Here is a 15,067-nt window from a genome sequence, read left to right as displayed (position 1 = left end):
TTTTCAAATACCTTGGCGAACCCGCCCCCTCCACGATAATGCCGGGGCGGGTTTATAGGATTTATTGTTTTTTTCAAATACCTTGGCGAACCCGCCCCTACAATCATTATGCCTGTATTAAACATCGCTATCCTGCGGGAAATCTTCGGTAAATTCTTGCACATTAGCCAACAGTGGTAACGGCGGATGACTGCAAATTTGTTCGGGATAATTCCACACTCTCAAATATTCATCAACTCCCGAAATTGCGATCGCTGCTGCATCCAAATCCCCAGCTTGACACCCGTGATAATGCGCTCTCATCAAAGGTTTTATATCCTCAATATCTTGCCATTCAGATTCCGGTTTGAGGGGAATGCTGATAAAATAGCGGTAAGCTTGGCGGTGTGCGGTGCGAAAGTTTTCGGGATTTTGATTTAAAAGCCACTCGCCCTTTTCTTGCACTAACGGATGCAACTGATAGGACGATCGCTGAGTGTCATAATACAGCAATTGCCGGCGTTTGAGCGCTTGAATAATATTTTCCTGAAGTTCGTACTTGCTAACTTCTGGCATTTGAGCGGCGATTGCTGCAAAATTTAGCGGATATTCTGCGGTTTGATAGACAGAAATTCGGCTCGTGCAAGTTTGCTCGATGTCGCTGAGGCGGGCTATTATTTCATCGAGCAAAGTTTCAATCGATCGAGTTAGCAACCAGTCTCTATCTTGCAAAAAGTTGCTAACATTGCCTTGATATTCGCTGTCATCGCGAATCAATGAGGCTATTAGTTGCAATGCTTCGGGATGTCCTCGATAGCGCAGGGCAAGTTCGGTCAATTCTTCAATTCTAGCGATTAAATTAAATGATGTCAATAGGGCAACAGCGCAATTTTTGGTCAGTCCATCGAGCCTAATTTCGCGAGTAATTGTTGGTGGCAATTCTGCCAAGCTTTCGCGACTGGTAAATATAATTTTGCTTTGATGTTCGGTTTCTAAAAGTTGTTTGAACAACCAAGCATATTCCGCACAATCTGCGGCGAAATAACCGGCGGTTTTTGCTTCTTTTGTTTGCAAAAGTGTTTCGGCGCGATCGAAGGCAAGCAAGCAAGGTTTTTCTCTGAGGATTTTGAGCAGGTTTTCGGTTTTTTTGAAATAGTCATTTTGAGGGGTGATGGCTGGGGTAATTTCGCCGTTGGAGAGGGTGAATAGGAGGGAGTCAATGGTGCGATCGAAGGGTGGTGCTTTGCTTGTTGCGGATTGCAAGGATTGCCAAGCGGCGGAGGCGAAGGGGGTATTTTCTGTGTGGAGTTGGCGAATTAGTTGGCTGGCGAGGGTGGTTTTGCCGGTGCCGGGTAATCCGACAATTGAGATGGCGATGGGAACCCCCCCCAGCCCCCCCTTGGTAAGGGGGGGAGCAAGAGTAGGGGATTCATTGGTAAGGGGGGGAGGAGTGATTAGGGTTTTTAAGGTGTCGATTTCTTTGGTGCGCTGTACCCAATTTCTGACGGGGGGTAAGTTTTCTGGGAGGGGGAAAGTGCGATCGGTTTGATTGTCTAGGGGGATATCTGCGATCGCGGCGGCTAAAAGTAATTCTGTTTGTTTTATATCATTGCGCTCGATAATATCTTCCCAGTTATTGATTCCTACAGCTTTGCAAATATCGATAAATGTTTCGCGTCGAATTCGGTTTTGCGTCCAAAACCGCTTTAAAGTGGCTTTTGAAGTTAGAGCGGCTTTGCACCAGGTATCTTCAGTTTTATTCCATCCAAGATTGCGCCGCACCATATCAATGATTTTCAATCCTTCTTCGGATGCTCTGAGCAAACCTGCCATTTTTACTCCTTTACCATAACTCTGCCCCAATGGAATTATAGATTACATCGGAGAGCCGAAAGATGAGCTAAATGAGCTAAATGAGACAAATGAGCCGTTTATGCTGAGCCAAAAAGTGAGCCGTTAAACCTAGACAGATTCAGGAATCCGAAGTAATTTCAAATGATGAGTCCTGTTTGGGGGCTACAGATCTAAGTTTTAGGGTGCGATCGAGGGCGATCGGGGATACAGCTTATCTGCGATCGGGCGTAATGTAAAGTTTTGTTACAAAAATAGGGCGATTTGCATAAAAAGCAGATGAACGTCCTGATAGATATTTAGGAAAGCTTGCTAGGCGGGCTTTGCTGGTTTTGACGCAACTATATTTTTGAGGAGATGGGATTATGACGGAATCTATAATTGCTACGCGGGATGGAAAAGTCGGAACAGTCGATGGAACATCAGGAAATTTTTCACAAATAGCAACAAGTAACATAAATTTCTCTGACATTGCCTTATCTAATAACGGTGAGCTTTTCGGAATTACGTTTGGCAATTTATATAAAATAGATCGAAATTTAGGCTCTGCTTCACTTGTTGGCAGCTTTGGCTTAGGCTCTTTTGTTCTGTTGAATGCTTTAGAATTTGCCAACAATACACTTTATGCTGCTGGTGATTCTAAATTATACACCATTAATACCAGTACCGGTGCAGTAACTTTAGCCGCTAACTTGGGTGCGGATTTTGATAGTAGTGGTGACTTAGTATTTGATGCTACTAATAATCGTTTTCTAGCTACATCAACAGGGACAACAAGTGATAGCTTGTTTTCAGTATCCCTTACAGGTCAAGCAACCAAAATTGGTAATATTGGCTTTACAAATGTTTTTGGTGTGTCATTTGAAAATGGCAATCTTATCGGCTTCACGGAAGATCGAAAGCGAATTACTATCAATTCCACAACTGGAACAGGTACGTTCGATAAAAATTTAACGGGTATTAGCGGTTTAATTGGGGGAGCATCGTCTATTCCATCTGCGACACCAACTCCTCCAACTCCAACTCCCCCAACTCCAACTCCCCCGACTCCAACTCCTCCAACTCCAACTCCTCCAACTCCAACTCCCCCAACTCCAACTCCCCCAACTCCAACTCCTCCAACTCCAACTCCCCCAACTCCAACTCCCCCAACTCCAACTCCCCCAACTCCAACTCCCCCAACTCCAACTCCTCTCACTCCAACTCCGACTCCTCTAACTCCGACTCCAACTCCTCTAACTCCGACTCCGACTCCTCTAACTCCAATTCGGATAACAACTCCAACTCCAACGGTAACTGTACCTGCAAATCAAATTCCCAAACCCGATTCTAGTAACGAAGTGGATCTAGCTCCGCTGAAACTCAAGGTAGTTAACGGTCAATTCACATACAACGAAAAAACCAAGCGCTACGAAGCATCAGGTACTATCCAAATCGGGCGCAAAGATGGGAAATTCCCATTGATTAATATCCCACAAGGGAAAGTGGAGTACGATCAGAATAAAATTACAGTTGATGGGACAGTATTTTCTAGTATTGGGAATGTAGCAGCACCTTTATTTAAGGGTAAGTTTGATCTCGATGTAAAAACTGCGACTGGCTCAATCGATGAAGAATCTGGAAGTTTGCCCAATGAATTTAAAATTGGTGGTCTGGATATAGACTTCAAAAGCTTAAGTGTGAATTCTAATGCCCTTGCCTTTGGAACTGACTTGAAATTGTCTAAAGATTTAGGAAATCTTCAGCTACAGTTACCAGTAGACGGTTTAATAATTGATGATAAAGGGCCGAAATTAAATTCGAGCTTTAATTTTTCATCAAACAAAGTCATTGACAACCGTTCGCCAGACAAAAACTCAAAAACAAAAGAAATAAAGGGATTTCAGAAGTTTAATCTGTTCAATCTTGTGGGAGTCAAGGAAATATCAGATGTATCTTTAGAGTATCTTGCACCTGAAGATAGTTTAAAGTTGAGAGGCAAGTTTACATTCGATATCCCTAAAACCTTTGGCAAAGATTCTGAAGTTGTTGCCGACCTATCAGAGAAGAATTTCTTACAGTATAAAAATGGCAAGTTGGATGTCAACGGAGCATTTACTATCAAAAGGGATGTGAAGTTAGATAAAGGAGCTGCCTTGAAGGATCTCAAACTTACTTGGAATAGTATTGCAAGAGAGTTTGGTGCGGGAGCTACAATTAAGTTTCCCGATCCTCCTGGAGGTAAGAAAGATGGCCTAGAGATAGGAGGAGATATTGGTATTACATACAACCCTTGGGATTTGAAATCACTTTCTGGAAAAGTGGACAACCTCAACAAACCTATTGTAGGAACTCCTTTATATTTTCAGGGGGGGTCAGTTAAGTTAGACAACATTAATCCTATCCGGCGACTATCAGGAGAACCAAACCTTTCCAATATAAAACTTAGTGCTGAAGACTTTAAGGCAACATTGGGGCCTCAGCTATCCGATTCAGTAAAAATCCCATTGCCTGATTGGGCTGGTGGTGAGCAGAAATTTTCGTCTCTCGGTGAATTAAAAGGAAATCTTATAATCGACTTTTTCGATAGCATTACTTTCAAGGGGGAGGCGAAATTTATTAGAGATACCATTGCAGGTGGTAATGTTGAGATTACAGGAAATAAAGATAAGTCTATCACCGTCAAAGGTGGAATTTCAGGATTCAATGGCTTATTCTCGATAGATGGTAGCTTCAAAGTATCTCCCAAAGGATTCACAATTACTGGTGAGCCCAAACTCAAATATCCTAAAGTTCTTCGTTTGCCATTCATGAAAGATGAAGGCGATGATAAGAAAAACGAAAAAGGTGATAAAACTATTTCGAGTAGCTTAGTTGTAGACTTTACAAACGATCAGAAGTTCTCTAATGACTATGCGCGCGTTACAAGCACATTTAAATTCGAGAAAATTGCACCGTTTCTTCCTGATATTTCTCTTACAATAGGAGCTGAAATTTACTTGGACGGTAAAGTCAAAATCTTAACGAAAGAAGCGCCTAAAACTAGCAGTTCAATAATTGCCTCTAGCCTAACTGAAAGAGTAGCCTTTAGCAATCAGACCGAGGCTAGTGCAGATAAAACAGCATCCGCCATAAAAGGCTTTACTGTTGCCCCAGGAACACCGTGGATAATTCTGAACGCCAACTGGGATAATGCCAGTGCTAATACTCCAGTTGAAATCAAAGCACCCAATGGTGCTATTTTCAAAGAGTCCGATTTTGCAGCCAATAAGATTGCAGTTGTTGATGCCCTCACCAGTACAACTACGAAGGCAGTTGTTATAGCCAATCCACAACCAGGTATTTGGGATATCAACTTAACTAATCCCACTGCTTTAGGTACTGTAGAGTACAGTGCTTTTGAAGATTCTCAGGCTCCTACGGTTCAAGTGACATCCGCATCTAAAGATGTCAGCGGGCAAAATGTCACCATTAATTACAACGCTTTTGACGCTGACTCCAATGCCAAAGTCAGCTTATTCTACGACACGGATAATCAAGGTTTCGATGGCATTCTAATCAAAAATGGCCTTGATGAAAAAGACGGTGCAGGCAACTTGATCTGGAACACTCAAGGCTTACCCACTGGTGATTACTACGTCTACGCAATGGCGATGGACGAAAACAACGCACCTGTTTTCAGCTACGCACCGCTGCCGATTAAGGTGACAGAATCAGCAGATTTATCAGTCACTAAAACAGCCGATCGCGATACAGCAATACCGGGAAGCAACGTCACCTACACAGTTGCAGTCACCAACAACGGCACTGATAACGCTAAAGGTGCAATCCTCACCGAAACCTTGCCAGAGGGTGCTAAATTTGTTTCCGCTAACATCACCCCCACCAAGCAGTCAGGAAATGAACTCACTTTTGACCTCGGCGATTTATCGAAAGGTCAAATTTCAACAGTTAACATTACCGTCACTGCACCGACAACTGGAGACATCACCAGTACCTCCAGCATAACGAGTAAAACCTTCGACCCCGACATCACCAATGATATCGATTTCGCCAGCACTACAGTCACAAATGACAGTACGGAATCGGGGACAGATAATGTTGTACCAACACCAACACCTACCCCAAGTCGTCCCCCACTGCGTCAAGTTTTAGGAACTCCTGAAAACGACAATCTAGTTGGCATTGATGCAGCAGATAGCATCTCTGGTTTCGCAGGCGATGACACCCTTGCCGGACTTGGCGGAGATGACATCATCTACGGCAATAAAGGCAATGATATCCTGACTGGTAACAGCGGAAATGACAATATCTTTGGTGGCCGAGGCAATGATTTAATCCTAGGAGGTACAGACAACGATCGCCTCAAAGGAAACGAAGGCGATGACACCCTCAGCGGCGATTTAGGTCGAGATATCTTAATCGGCGGCCCCGGCAGCGATACCTTTGTCCTGCCAAGAAATGCGGCTGTAACTGGTGATTTTCTGCCAGATGCTATCTTAGACTTCCAATTAGGTGCAGATAAAATTGGACTGACAGAAGGATTAACACAAGCCAACCTACTTTTGAACTTTGAACTAGGCAACACTGTCATCAAAATAGCAGGTTCAAATCAAACTTTAGGTGTGGTTGTTGGTGTAACTCCTAGTCAGCTAAGCGGTAGTTTTGTCTCCATCAATCTGCCAGTGATTTAGGATAATCGGATTAGCGCGATCGCCCTTAACGACAAAAAGCGCGATCGCCCTTCCTCCTAAAGCCTTAGAATAAGTAATAGCTCCTGTACTTTGAGGGTTTTACCAGTGACAACCATCACCATTGAAGTTCCCGACGAGCTCTCAGAGCAACTCGCACTCTTGGGCGAACAACTGCCAGAACTCTTGCGCCTGTGCGTCGAGCAGCCAGTATTGCCGTCCCGCACCTACCGCTATATTTTAAACTTTCTTGCCAGCGCGCCCACAGCGGAAGAAATCGCCGCCTTCCGTCCCACTCCTGAGATGCAAGAACGCCTGCGGATATTGGTAACACGCAGCAAAGCCGGTCAACTGACTTCCCCAGAACAACTAGAACTAGATGAATACGAGCGGATTGAACATCTAGTAATCATGCTGAAAATGGGCAACCTACCTTATCTCACCCGCCAATCTTGATTTGTGACTTATATTTCTGCCACCCTTCGCCGATATATTGAAGAACGCGCTTCCTACCGCTGCGAGTATTGTCTGCTGGGAATTTCTTTGAGTTTCTTCCCTCACGAAGTTGACCACATAATTGCTCTAAAGCACGGAGGTACAACGGATGCGGATAATCTCGCCTTGGCTTGCTGGCGGTGCAACCGATATAAAGGGACAGATCTCGGTTCTTTCGATCCCCAGACTAGCGCTTTTAGTTTCCTGTTCAACCCCCGGACGCAGAACTGGCCGGAACACTTTACCTTGGATGATGATGCCCTGATTATTGGGTTAACTCCAGAAGGGCGCACAACTGTCAATTTGCTACAGCTTAACAGCGATGAGCGACTGGCCGAACGCAGGCGATTCCCTTCGGGATAGCTTCGCTTCACGCTCTCTAGTTCATAATAGGGCGATCGATACGCACTACGACTAAAGAAACCGGGTTTTTACCGAATCTGTTGGCTGCGGCGAAGTATTTTCGCAAAAACCCGGTTTCTGGCCCTATGCGTAAGTCAATGAAGTAGCTTATTCCCATTGTTCGAGTTCTTCTAATGGTAACGGCTCAAAAAAAGCATCACCGAGTTCTCCTGTCAGTAAACCAGGGGTGCGGGGCTGTGGCTGTTCTCGTCCTAATCCGAGGCGAAAATAGTGAATCAAGTCATAGATTTCTGCGAGTTTATCTTCCGGGATGTCTTGTAATTCTTGAACGATTTTCTGAATTAGCATAAATCAAACTCTCTGATGGTTGCTGGTTAATCGATCGCACTACAAGAGTTGCGGCTTAGTCTATTATGGCTCATCTTATAAAAACACAAGTCGGCTACGGGCTACGGCGAGATCCCTTACCTCAAAAAGTGCGATCGCACTTTTTATATTACCTAGCTCAATAAGATAAAGTTTAGCGGTAAGCAAGATATCCCATGATAATATTAATTCAAAGCAGTGCAAGCTAATTCAGATAAATGACAGACGAAACTAGACAAGAAATAGCTAGACGACTAGCTAGCGAACTAGCATTAAGGACAGTCATCCCACCGAGAAGACCGGGGTAAGGCTTTCAAACCTTTGGTGAATTTAAAAGAACGATGGGGGTGGCAGGATCGGGCTTAGCATGGCATCATATAGTTGGGCAAACAACATCAAACTTACAACGATTTGGGGCAGAAGCAATACACAATACAGGCAATCTCATTCGACTCGAACACGGTGCGGGGTCAATTCATCAAGAAATTACCAATCTATACAACTCCGTCCAACCCGAACTAACTGGTACGAATACTTTAACAGTTAGAGCATGGATCGGCACTAAATCTTTTGCAGAACAACAAGACTTTGGCATTACAGTTATTAGAGCTTTCGGAGGAACAGTTTAATGCTGACTCTAGATATCCAATCAATTCTCAATTCTATTCCCCATCAAATCCCCTGGCAAAACATCGTACAATTTGAAAAGCTAGACGATCGCGTTGCCATTGCCAACAATCTTTGTGCCAATATTATTGGTGTCAACGAAAATACTATTGAATGGTGTCCTAACGATGAACCGCCCGATCGTTTAGAAACACTCGTTTGGTGGTGGGTTGTTCGTCCCGATTTAGGAGCCGCCATAGCCAAAGAAGCTCCTCAAGAACTCAAACAGATTATCAGTCAATACATTCTGCAAAATTGACAAAAATCAACGATGAAACAACCTAAATGTAGGTTTTATTGTCCTACTGCTACCTGAGTGCGCCTTCCCCCCATCCGCCTCCATCAGCGTGTATCTGCGGTTCAAAAGCCCGATCGCCCTTACGTCAAAAAGAGCGATCGCCCTTACCAGAGAATTATCAGAGCTTTCGCAGGTACAATTTAATCAGCAGCCTCCAAATCATTTAAAAATGCTGGCGCGAGTGGTGAATTGTCCATCCCGGTTTAGGAGCGCGCTGTTAAAATAGAAACATCATTCCCTCCCAACCCATCAAAATCTATGAAAATAGAAGAATATCCACTTGCTAAAGAATTAATATTCGATACCGAAGGCAACATCAGTCAAGTCATTCTCAACTATACCGACTATCAGTATCTCCTAGAGGCGATCGAAGATAGAGGACTTCTCCAGGCTATGCGCCAAGTAAAAGATGAAAAGCCGTTAATTTTACAGGAAGCACTTGCCGAAATTGATAAAGAATGAACAATGAAAGTAGAATATTTGCCAAGTTTTTTAAAGGATTTAAAAGCTCTTAGAAGTGCGCCTGTCTTTGAACAAATCAAAGCGATCGTTTTTGAATAAATTCCCAATGTTACTGATTTACAGACAATTATTAACTTAAAAAAATTAAAAGGCGATGACAATGCCTATCGGCTTCGGGTTGGCGACTATCGAATAGGTTTTTATTTTGATGGCGAGACTATTACTTTTGTGAGGGTTCTCCACCGGAAAGATATTTATCGCTACTTTCCGCCATAAATCTGTTTTCCAGATACCTTGAATTGGCTTATGTGCGATCGCACTTTCCCCCATCAACATCCATTGTGGCACGGGCGTCCCGCCTGTGAGTTATCTGTGCTTCAAAAGCCCGATCGCCCATTCCTACTATTTTCAAAACTCACTGCGCCAAAACTTCCCTAACTCTTTCCCGAAACAAACGCACAGCCGCCCTTTGTCCGATCGCCTTACTTTGCTCTATCAAACCCGGAATTTCTGCGATCGGCAAAAACGGAAAAGCCAAACTGTTCTCCCTCTCTTCGTAATTCCCCTCAACCAATTGATACACTACAAGACATTGGTTGCGATATCTCCAGATTTCAGGCACACCCAGAGAAGCATAAATTGAGAACTTATTCAAAGAAGAACTCGTGTAATCCGATTCTACCACTAAATCCGGCGGCGGATCGGCAGGTAAATGGATACTTTTACCTCTAACTACCGATTCATTTTGAACGTAGAAGCAGCTATCCGGTTCAATAGCACGAGTTAAATCTTCCCGTTCCAAAGTAAGAGCGCCGAGCTTTCTTACCTCGATATCTAGTGCGTCTGCGAAAGCTTCAACAAAGCTTTCAATCATTCCCTTGGGTTCTTCATGTTCTGTAAGTGGCATTCTGATTTCTAAAACTCCTTCAGCATAAGCAATTCTCCACGCTCTACCGTCGCCTACATCTGACATTATCGCTTTAAATGTTGACCATTTAATACCTGTCAAAGTAATTAATTTTTCCTCGCTACTTTGTTGAGGAGGAGTCAATGTGGTTGTTACCATAGGAGGTATAATTAGTTAAGTTTTGATTGATTTTAACATACCCTTCTCTCATCTGCATCCATTGTGGCACGGGCCTGCCGCCTGTGAGTGCATCTGCGGTTCAAAAGCGCGATCGCCCTTTACGACAAAAAGTGCGATCGCCCATTTCAATTCCTAACCAGAAATCACCTCACTCAAAAGATGAGCCTGAGAACCCTCAAGCCGAGGCCCGTGAATCTGCACCACCAAAGAAGCCAAATAATTGCCCCAACGCGCCGCTTGTACAGAACTCAAACCATTAGTAATTCCAAACAAAACACCGCCAGCAAAAGCATCGCCAGCACCCACAGTATCGATCGCCTTTACGGGAAATCCAGCCACATCAACAATCTGCTTGTTCTCCACCACCGTGCAGCCCTTATCCCCATTCGTGATAAAAGCCAAATCCGAAATCTCGCTCATCTTCCGAGCGCACTCTTCCAGAGAATCCTCCTTAAAAAAGCTCCGAACTTCATCAGAATTGCAAAAAATTACATCGCAATATTCCGAAACCACCTTGTGAAAATCATCCGCAAATCGATCGACCAAAAAGCCATCCGAAAAAGTAAAAGCCACCTTCACACCCAGACGCTTAGACTGTTCCATCGTCTCAATACTAGCCTTTCGCGGTTCCGGAGCATCCCAAAGATAGCCCTCAACATAACTGTACTTGCAGTGAGACAGGCGATCGACATCAATATCAGTCGCAGCCAGAGTAGTAGAAACCCCCAAATTAGTACACATCGTGCGTTCCGCATCCGGCGTAGTCAGCACCACACAAGTACCAGTAGGCCCGTTCGACTCAGTAGCAGGATGCACATTAAAATCAATCCCAGCCTCCAGCAAATCTTGGCGGTAAAATTCGCCGTTAGTATCCTTAGCAACCTTCCCCGAATAATAGCCTTTACCGCCGCTCTGAGCCAAACCAATCATCGTATTGGCCGCAGAACCCCCCGATCGCATTTGCAGAGAATTGTGCTCCAAATCGTGCAAAATCCCCCCCTGAGTTGCCGAATCCATCAGCGTCATTCCGCCGCGATTCAGCCCGTGCTTGACCACAAATTCATCTTCCACTAATGCTAAGATGTCTACCAGGGCATTGCCCACGCCAAACACATCCACTGAACCGGATTCTTGATTGTTTTCTGTCATCGCTGCTTTTTGGTTTACACTAACTATCAACTCTATAATAAATCGGATTAAAGTCAACATCCCCAATCTAAAATCCCCAATCCAAAATCCAAAATCCTTGCATCCCCAATCCAAAATCCCCAATCTAAAATCCAAAATCTAAAATCTAAAATCGCTATGACTTGTCTCCCAGCTCTGATCCAGCAAATGTTGCAGCCCGGGTTCTACCCCCACAGCGTCACAGAACCGGTGCAGCTAATTCAGACTCACATTTCCTTTGTACTGCTGACCGGAGATTATACTTACAAAATCAAGAAACCAGTCAATTTTGGCTTTTTGGACTATTCGACATTGGAGAAACGGCAGCATTTTTGTATCCAAGAATTGGAAATGAACCGACGCACAGCACCGGAGATTTATCTGGAAGTATTGCCAATTGCTCAAACTGGCGATTCGTTTCAACTGGGGAGCAATTCACCAGAAATGACTCCGGCTGATTTTGTTGTAGAATACGCGCTGAAAATGCGGGAATTTCCTCAAGATTCACTGTTGCTCAGTTTGTTGGAGCGCGGACTGTTGACAGAGCAAATTATGGCAGACTTAGGGCGGGAAGTTGCCAAGTTTCACTGCACGGCAGTTAGCAATAGCTACATTCGTACCTTTGGCGAAGTCAGTCAGATTCGCACAGCAATAGATAACAATTATCGGATTTCCCAAAAATATATCGGCGGGCCGCAGACTGAGACACAATATCAGGAAACTAAAGATTATAGTGATGCGTTTTTTGAGGACAATCAAGATTTGTTTGAGCAACGGATTGCCAACAATAAAATTCGCGAGTGTCACGGAGATTTGCACTTGCGGAATATAGCATTGTGGCAAGATAAAATACTGTTGTTTGACTGCATTGAATTTAACGAGCCTTTTCGCTTTGTGGATGTCATGTACGATATTGCTTTTGCAGTCATGGATTTGGAATCGCGGGGGCGCCGAGATTTAGGCAATGTTTTTCTCAATACTTACGTCGAACAAACAGGCGATTGGGAAGGACTGCAAGTGCTGCCGCTTTATTTGAGCCGTCAAGCTTATGTTAGAGGAAAAGTGACTTCGTTAATGTTGGACGATGCAGCGGTTTCTACTGATGAAAAAGTACAGATTTCACAGACTGCTGCTCATTACTACAAACTGGCTTGGGAATACACAAAACCGCGCCAGGGAAAGTTAACTTTGATGTCTGGTTTGTCGGGTTCTGGGAAGAGTACGGCGGCTCGATATTTGGCACGCCGCACTGGGAGGATTCACATTCGCTCCGATGCTGTTCGCAAACATTTAGGCGGAATTCCTGTACATGAACGCGGCGGGCAAGATTTGTACTCGGATGAGATGACGGCACGGACTTATGGTAGATTGTTAGAGTTGGGGATAATGCTGGCCCAGCAAGGTTGGGATGTGATTTTAGATGCTAAGTTCGATCGCCAAAACTGGAGAACCGATGCGATAAATCTGGCTCAAACCCGCGGCTTACCCCTGCAAATCGTTTACTGCACCGCACCAATGGCAGTATTGCGAGAACGACTGCAACAGCGCACAGGTGATATCGCCGACGCCACAGCAGAACTATTGAACTCGCAGCAAGCAGAAGAAGAACCTTTTACAGAATTAGAGCAAATTTATGTAAACGTTGTAAATACCGCGCAAGACTTAGAGGTACAATTAAACTTAATTTGTGGGAAGTAGTTGCAGTGCGATCGCCCTCGCGAATCTTACTTATCTGCTAATATTGTCAATATCTTTCTGTATTATTACAAAAATAACTTGCAGCTCATGGCAAAATTTAACGGAGACTCCAAGGGGTTTAACCCCGCGCTAATCTGGTTCGTGTTGTTTACCGTTGGGTTTCGCTTAGTAGGATGTAGTCTGCCCGTGAGTCTTGGCCTTGGTGTCATCGGCGGCGTGGCAGCAGGTTTAATTGTTGCTTGGTGGCACAACGAACTACTACTCAACCCCAATACAGGTTCTAAGGATAAAAAATCTGATGCTATCCTCAATAAAGAAGTTGTGGAAGTAAACGGGCATAAATACAAAACCTCCCGGCGTGAGCCTACTTCATTCTTTGACTGGCTATCAGAGCCTGAGGATCGTCGCTAGCATCAATTTGTTTTTAGTATTGAGTTTTGAACTTTAATTTTCAAAGTGTAAAATTCAAAACTCAATCATAAAAATTAAAATTTTAGACCAAAATAATATTGAAATGTCAGTAGTCATTAGTCATTAGTCATTTAGTCATTAGTAGGAAAACAAAGAAGAAGTATGCAATAATGCCGACCGAACTCTTACTAATTGGCAATTACCAATTATTGCTGACTGCTGACCAATGACCAATTACATTGAAATAATAATCTGCTTTTGTCTCCGTTCATATGCCTTTAATCTGCGATTTTCGTATTAATAAAATATTGGCAATAAGTTTACCAATTACCAAATTATCAATTACCAATTACCCATTACCAATTACCCATTACCCATTACCCATTACCCATTACTTCCTGAATGTTTGTATTTCTGTCTAAACTTCTGCCGCTGTTTATTTATCCTTTGGGGTTGAGTTGTCTGTTAATCATGGCGGCTTTAATAACTCTTTGGAAGCGTCCAAAATGGGTGGCGGCACCAATGGCTGGGGCTCTAATTATTTTACTGCTCGGAAGTAGCGGTTGGGTGTCAAAATCGTTAGTTCGATCGCTCGAATGGCAAAATCTGCCACCTGGTGAACTTCCTCAAGCTGAAGCGATTATCGTCTTGGGTGGCGGTGTGAAAGCGGCCCTAGCGCCCCGCCCTTGGGTAGAATTGGGGGAAGCGGGCGATCGAATAATCTACGCTTCCCGACTTTACCGACAAGGCAAAGCTCCCCTGTTAGTGCTCAGCGGCGGTAGAGTAGACTGGAAAGGCGGGGGCTCTCCAGAATCGGCAGATATGGCAGAAATTGCCCAAACAATGGGCGTACCGGCATCAGCAATTCTGCAAGATCCCGATTCCCACAACACTTATCAAAATGCCGTCAACGTGCGGAAAATCTTAGACGCTAAAGGCATACAAAAGCCAGTTTTGCTAGTGACATCGGCGATGCACATGACTCGATCGCTATTAATTTTTCAGCGCCAGGGAATAAAAGTAATTGCAGCACCAACAGATTTTCAGATAACCCAGCAGGATATCGCCACATCTCAAAGCAACGGGCTAGCATTCGCGCTGGACTTATTGCCGGATACCTATTATCTACACCAGTCAACTAAAGCTCTAAAAGAATACATCGGCTTTATATCGTGTCCGACGGATTAACCCCAATCAGATTGGTTCGTAGTGCGGACTTAAGTCCGCTCTCATGTTGCGGACTTAAGTCCGCACTACAAACCGTTTTTCTTATGGTAATCGACCGGACAGAATATTACAATCAAATTTAAAATCAAATCGGCCATGCACAGGACTCGATCGCTCTTAATTTTTCAGCGCCAGGGAATAAAAGTAATTGCCGCACCAACAGATTTTCAGATAACCCAGCAGGATATTGCAGCATCCCAAAGCAACGGGCTAGCATTCGCCCTGGATTTATTGCCGGATACCTATTATCTACACCAGTCAACTAAAGCTCTAAAAGAATACATCGGCTTAATCGTCTATCGGCTGCGGGGATGGCTTTAATGGATT

The 15,067-nt window shown here is 44.1% G+C and carries 17 protein-coding genes; 11 read left to right on the top strand and 6 right to left on the bottom strand.

From position 1 onward, the window contains the following. Nucleotides 1-117 precede the first annotated feature (117 nt). The 3 genes from JGK39_RS18220 to JGK39_RS18210 all read right to left on the bottom strand — a co-directional run bounded on the left by JGK39_RS18220 (nucleotide 118) and on the right by JGK39_RS18210 (nucleotide 3,018). Nucleotides 118-1,812 (bottom strand): AAA family ATPase, encoded by a 1,695-nt coding sequence (locus JGK39_RS18220; RefSeq protein ID WP_293297008.1) that lies wholly within the window; start codon nucleotides 1,810-1,812, stop codon nucleotides 118-120. Between the two features lie 232 nt (nucleotides 1,813-2,044). Further along, nucleotides 2,045-2,443 (bottom strand): hypothetical protein, encoded by a 399-nt coding sequence (locus JGK39_RS18215; protein ID WP_293302679.1) that lies wholly within the window; start codon nucleotides 2,441-2,443, stop codon nucleotides 2,045-2,047. Nucleotides 2,444-2,817: 374 nt separating this feature from the next. Continuing rightward, nucleotides 2,818-3,018, bottom strand: coding sequence for a hypothetical protein (locus JGK39_RS18210; RefSeq protein ID WP_293322325.1), 201 nt, complete (start codon nucleotides 3,016-3,018; stop codon nucleotides 2,818-2,820). A 152-nt stretch (nucleotides 3,019-3,170) separates the two neighbouring features. Between JGK39_RS18210 and JGK39_RS18205 the strand changes: the two genes are divergently transcribed. The 3 genes from JGK39_RS18205 to JGK39_RS18195 all read left to right on the top strand — a co-directional run bounded on the left by JGK39_RS18205 (nucleotide 3,171) and on the right by JGK39_RS18195 (nucleotide 7,358). Then, the gene (locus JGK39_RS18205) at nucleotides 3,171-6,503 is read left to right on the top strand and encodes a hypothetical protein (protein WP_293302685.1); all 3,333 of its coding nucleotides are present in this window, start codon (nucleotides 3,171-3,173) and stop codon (nucleotides 6,501-6,503) included. 105 nt (nucleotides 6,504-6,608) lie between these two features. Continuing rightward, nucleotides 6,609-6,956, top strand: a complete 348-nt coding sequence (locus JGK39_RS18200; RefSeq protein WP_293260344.1) for a hypothetical protein — start codon at nucleotides 6,609-6,611, stop codon at nucleotides 6,954-6,956. A gap of 3 nt (nucleotides 6,957-6,959) precedes the next feature. Then, the gene (locus JGK39_RS18195; RefSeq protein ID WP_293297004.1) at nucleotides 6,960-7,358 is read left to right on the top strand and encodes an HNH endonuclease signature motif containing protein; all 399 of its coding nucleotides are present in this window, start codon (nucleotides 6,960-6,962) and stop codon (nucleotides 7,356-7,358) included. Between the two features lie 147 nt (nucleotides 7,359-7,505). Here the strand turns inward: JGK39_RS18195 and JGK39_RS18190 are convergent, their stop codons facing one another. Further along, a complete protein-coding gene (locus JGK39_RS18190; RefSeq protein ID WP_293260340.1) occupies nucleotides 7,506-7,706 on the bottom strand; it encodes a hypothetical protein in 201 nt (66 codons plus the stop codon). 359 nt (nucleotides 7,707-8,065) lie between these two features. Here JGK39_RS18190 and JGK39_RS18185 point away from each other — a divergent pair, with 359 nt between their 5' ends. The 4 genes from JGK39_RS18185 (at nucleotide 8,066) to JGK39_RS33640 (ending at nucleotide 9,426) form a co-directional block, all read left to right on the top strand. Next, nucleotides 8,066-8,353: a hypothetical protein gene (locus JGK39_RS18185; RefSeq protein ID WP_293297002.1), complete on the top strand. Its 288-nt coding sequence runs from the start codon at nucleotides 8,066-8,068 to the stop codon at nucleotides 8,351-8,353. Continuing rightward, a complete protein-coding gene (locus JGK39_RS18180; protein WP_293297000.1) occupies nucleotides 8,353-8,649 on the top strand; it encodes a hypothetical protein in 297 nt (98 codons plus the stop codon). The genes JGK39_RS18185 and JGK39_RS18180 overlap by 1 nt, the downstream gene beginning before the upstream one ends. Before the next feature lie 297 nt (nucleotides 8,650-8,946). Beyond that, nucleotides 8,947-9,150: a hypothetical protein gene (locus JGK39_RS18175; RefSeq protein WP_293296998.1), complete on the top strand. Its 204-nt coding sequence runs from the start codon at nucleotides 8,947-8,949 to the stop codon at nucleotides 9,148-9,150. 99 nt (nucleotides 9,151-9,249) lie between these two features. Beyond that, nucleotides 9,250-9,426, top strand: a complete 177-nt coding sequence (locus JGK39_RS33640) for a type II toxin-antitoxin system RelE/ParE family toxin (RefSeq protein ID WP_366048917.1) — start codon at nucleotides 9,250-9,252, stop codon at nucleotides 9,424-9,426. Between the two features lie 139 nt (nucleotides 9,427-9,565). Here JGK39_RS33640 and JGK39_RS18170 read toward each other — a convergent pair whose 3' ends face one another. Continuing rightward, nucleotides 9,566-10,216: a Uma2 family endonuclease gene (locus JGK39_RS18170; protein ID WP_293260334.1), complete on the bottom strand. Its 651-nt coding sequence runs from the start codon at nucleotides 10,214-10,216 to the stop codon at nucleotides 9,566-9,568. Nucleotides 10,217-10,369: 153 nt separating this feature from the next. Further along, nucleotides 10,370-11,386, bottom strand: a complete 1,017-nt coding sequence (locus JGK39_RS18165) for an adenosine kinase (RefSeq protein ID WP_293260333.1) — start codon at nucleotides 11,384-11,386, stop codon at nucleotides 10,370-10,372. Nucleotides 11,387-11,542: 156 nt separating this feature from the next. Here JGK39_RS18165 and JGK39_RS18160 point away from each other — a divergent pair, with 156 nt between their 5' ends. The 4 genes from JGK39_RS18160 to JGK39_RS18145 all read left to right on the top strand — a co-directional run bounded on the left by JGK39_RS18160 (nucleotide 11,543) and on the right by JGK39_RS18145 (nucleotide 15,061). After that, complete coding sequence (locus JGK39_RS18160; RefSeq protein ID WP_293260331.1) at nucleotides 11,543-13,102, top strand: bifunctional aminoglycoside phosphotransferase/ATP-binding protein; 1,560 nt, start codon at nucleotides 11,543-11,545, stop codon at nucleotides 13,100-13,102. Continuing rightward, nucleotides 13,103-13,513 (top strand): hypothetical protein, encoded by a 411-nt coding sequence (locus tag JGK39_RS18155; RefSeq protein WP_293260329.1) that lies wholly within the window; start codon nucleotides 13,103-13,105, stop codon nucleotides 13,511-13,513. It begins immediately after the preceding gene. A gap of 402 nt (nucleotides 13,514-13,915) precedes the next feature. Beyond that, nucleotides 13,916-14,701 (top strand): YdcF family protein, encoded by a 786-nt coding sequence (locus JGK39_RS18150; RefSeq protein ID WP_293322321.1) that lies wholly within the window; start codon nucleotides 13,916-13,918, stop codon nucleotides 14,699-14,701. A gap of 135 nt (nucleotides 14,702-14,836) precedes the next feature. Further along, complete coding sequence (locus tag JGK39_RS18145; RefSeq protein ID WP_293302692.1) at nucleotides 14,837-15,061, top strand: hypothetical protein; 225 nt, start codon at nucleotides 14,837-14,839, stop codon at nucleotides 15,059-15,061. The last annotated feature ends 6 nt before the right edge of the window (nucleotides 15,062-15,067 follow it).

Source organism: Microcoleus sp. PH2017_12_PCY_D_A (genome assembly GCF_020738565.1).
Lineage (GTDB): Bacteria > Cyanobacteriota > Cyanobacteriia > Cyanobacteriales > Microcoleaceae > Microcoleus.
This window is presented reverse-complemented; position numbering and strand designations above follow the sequence as displayed.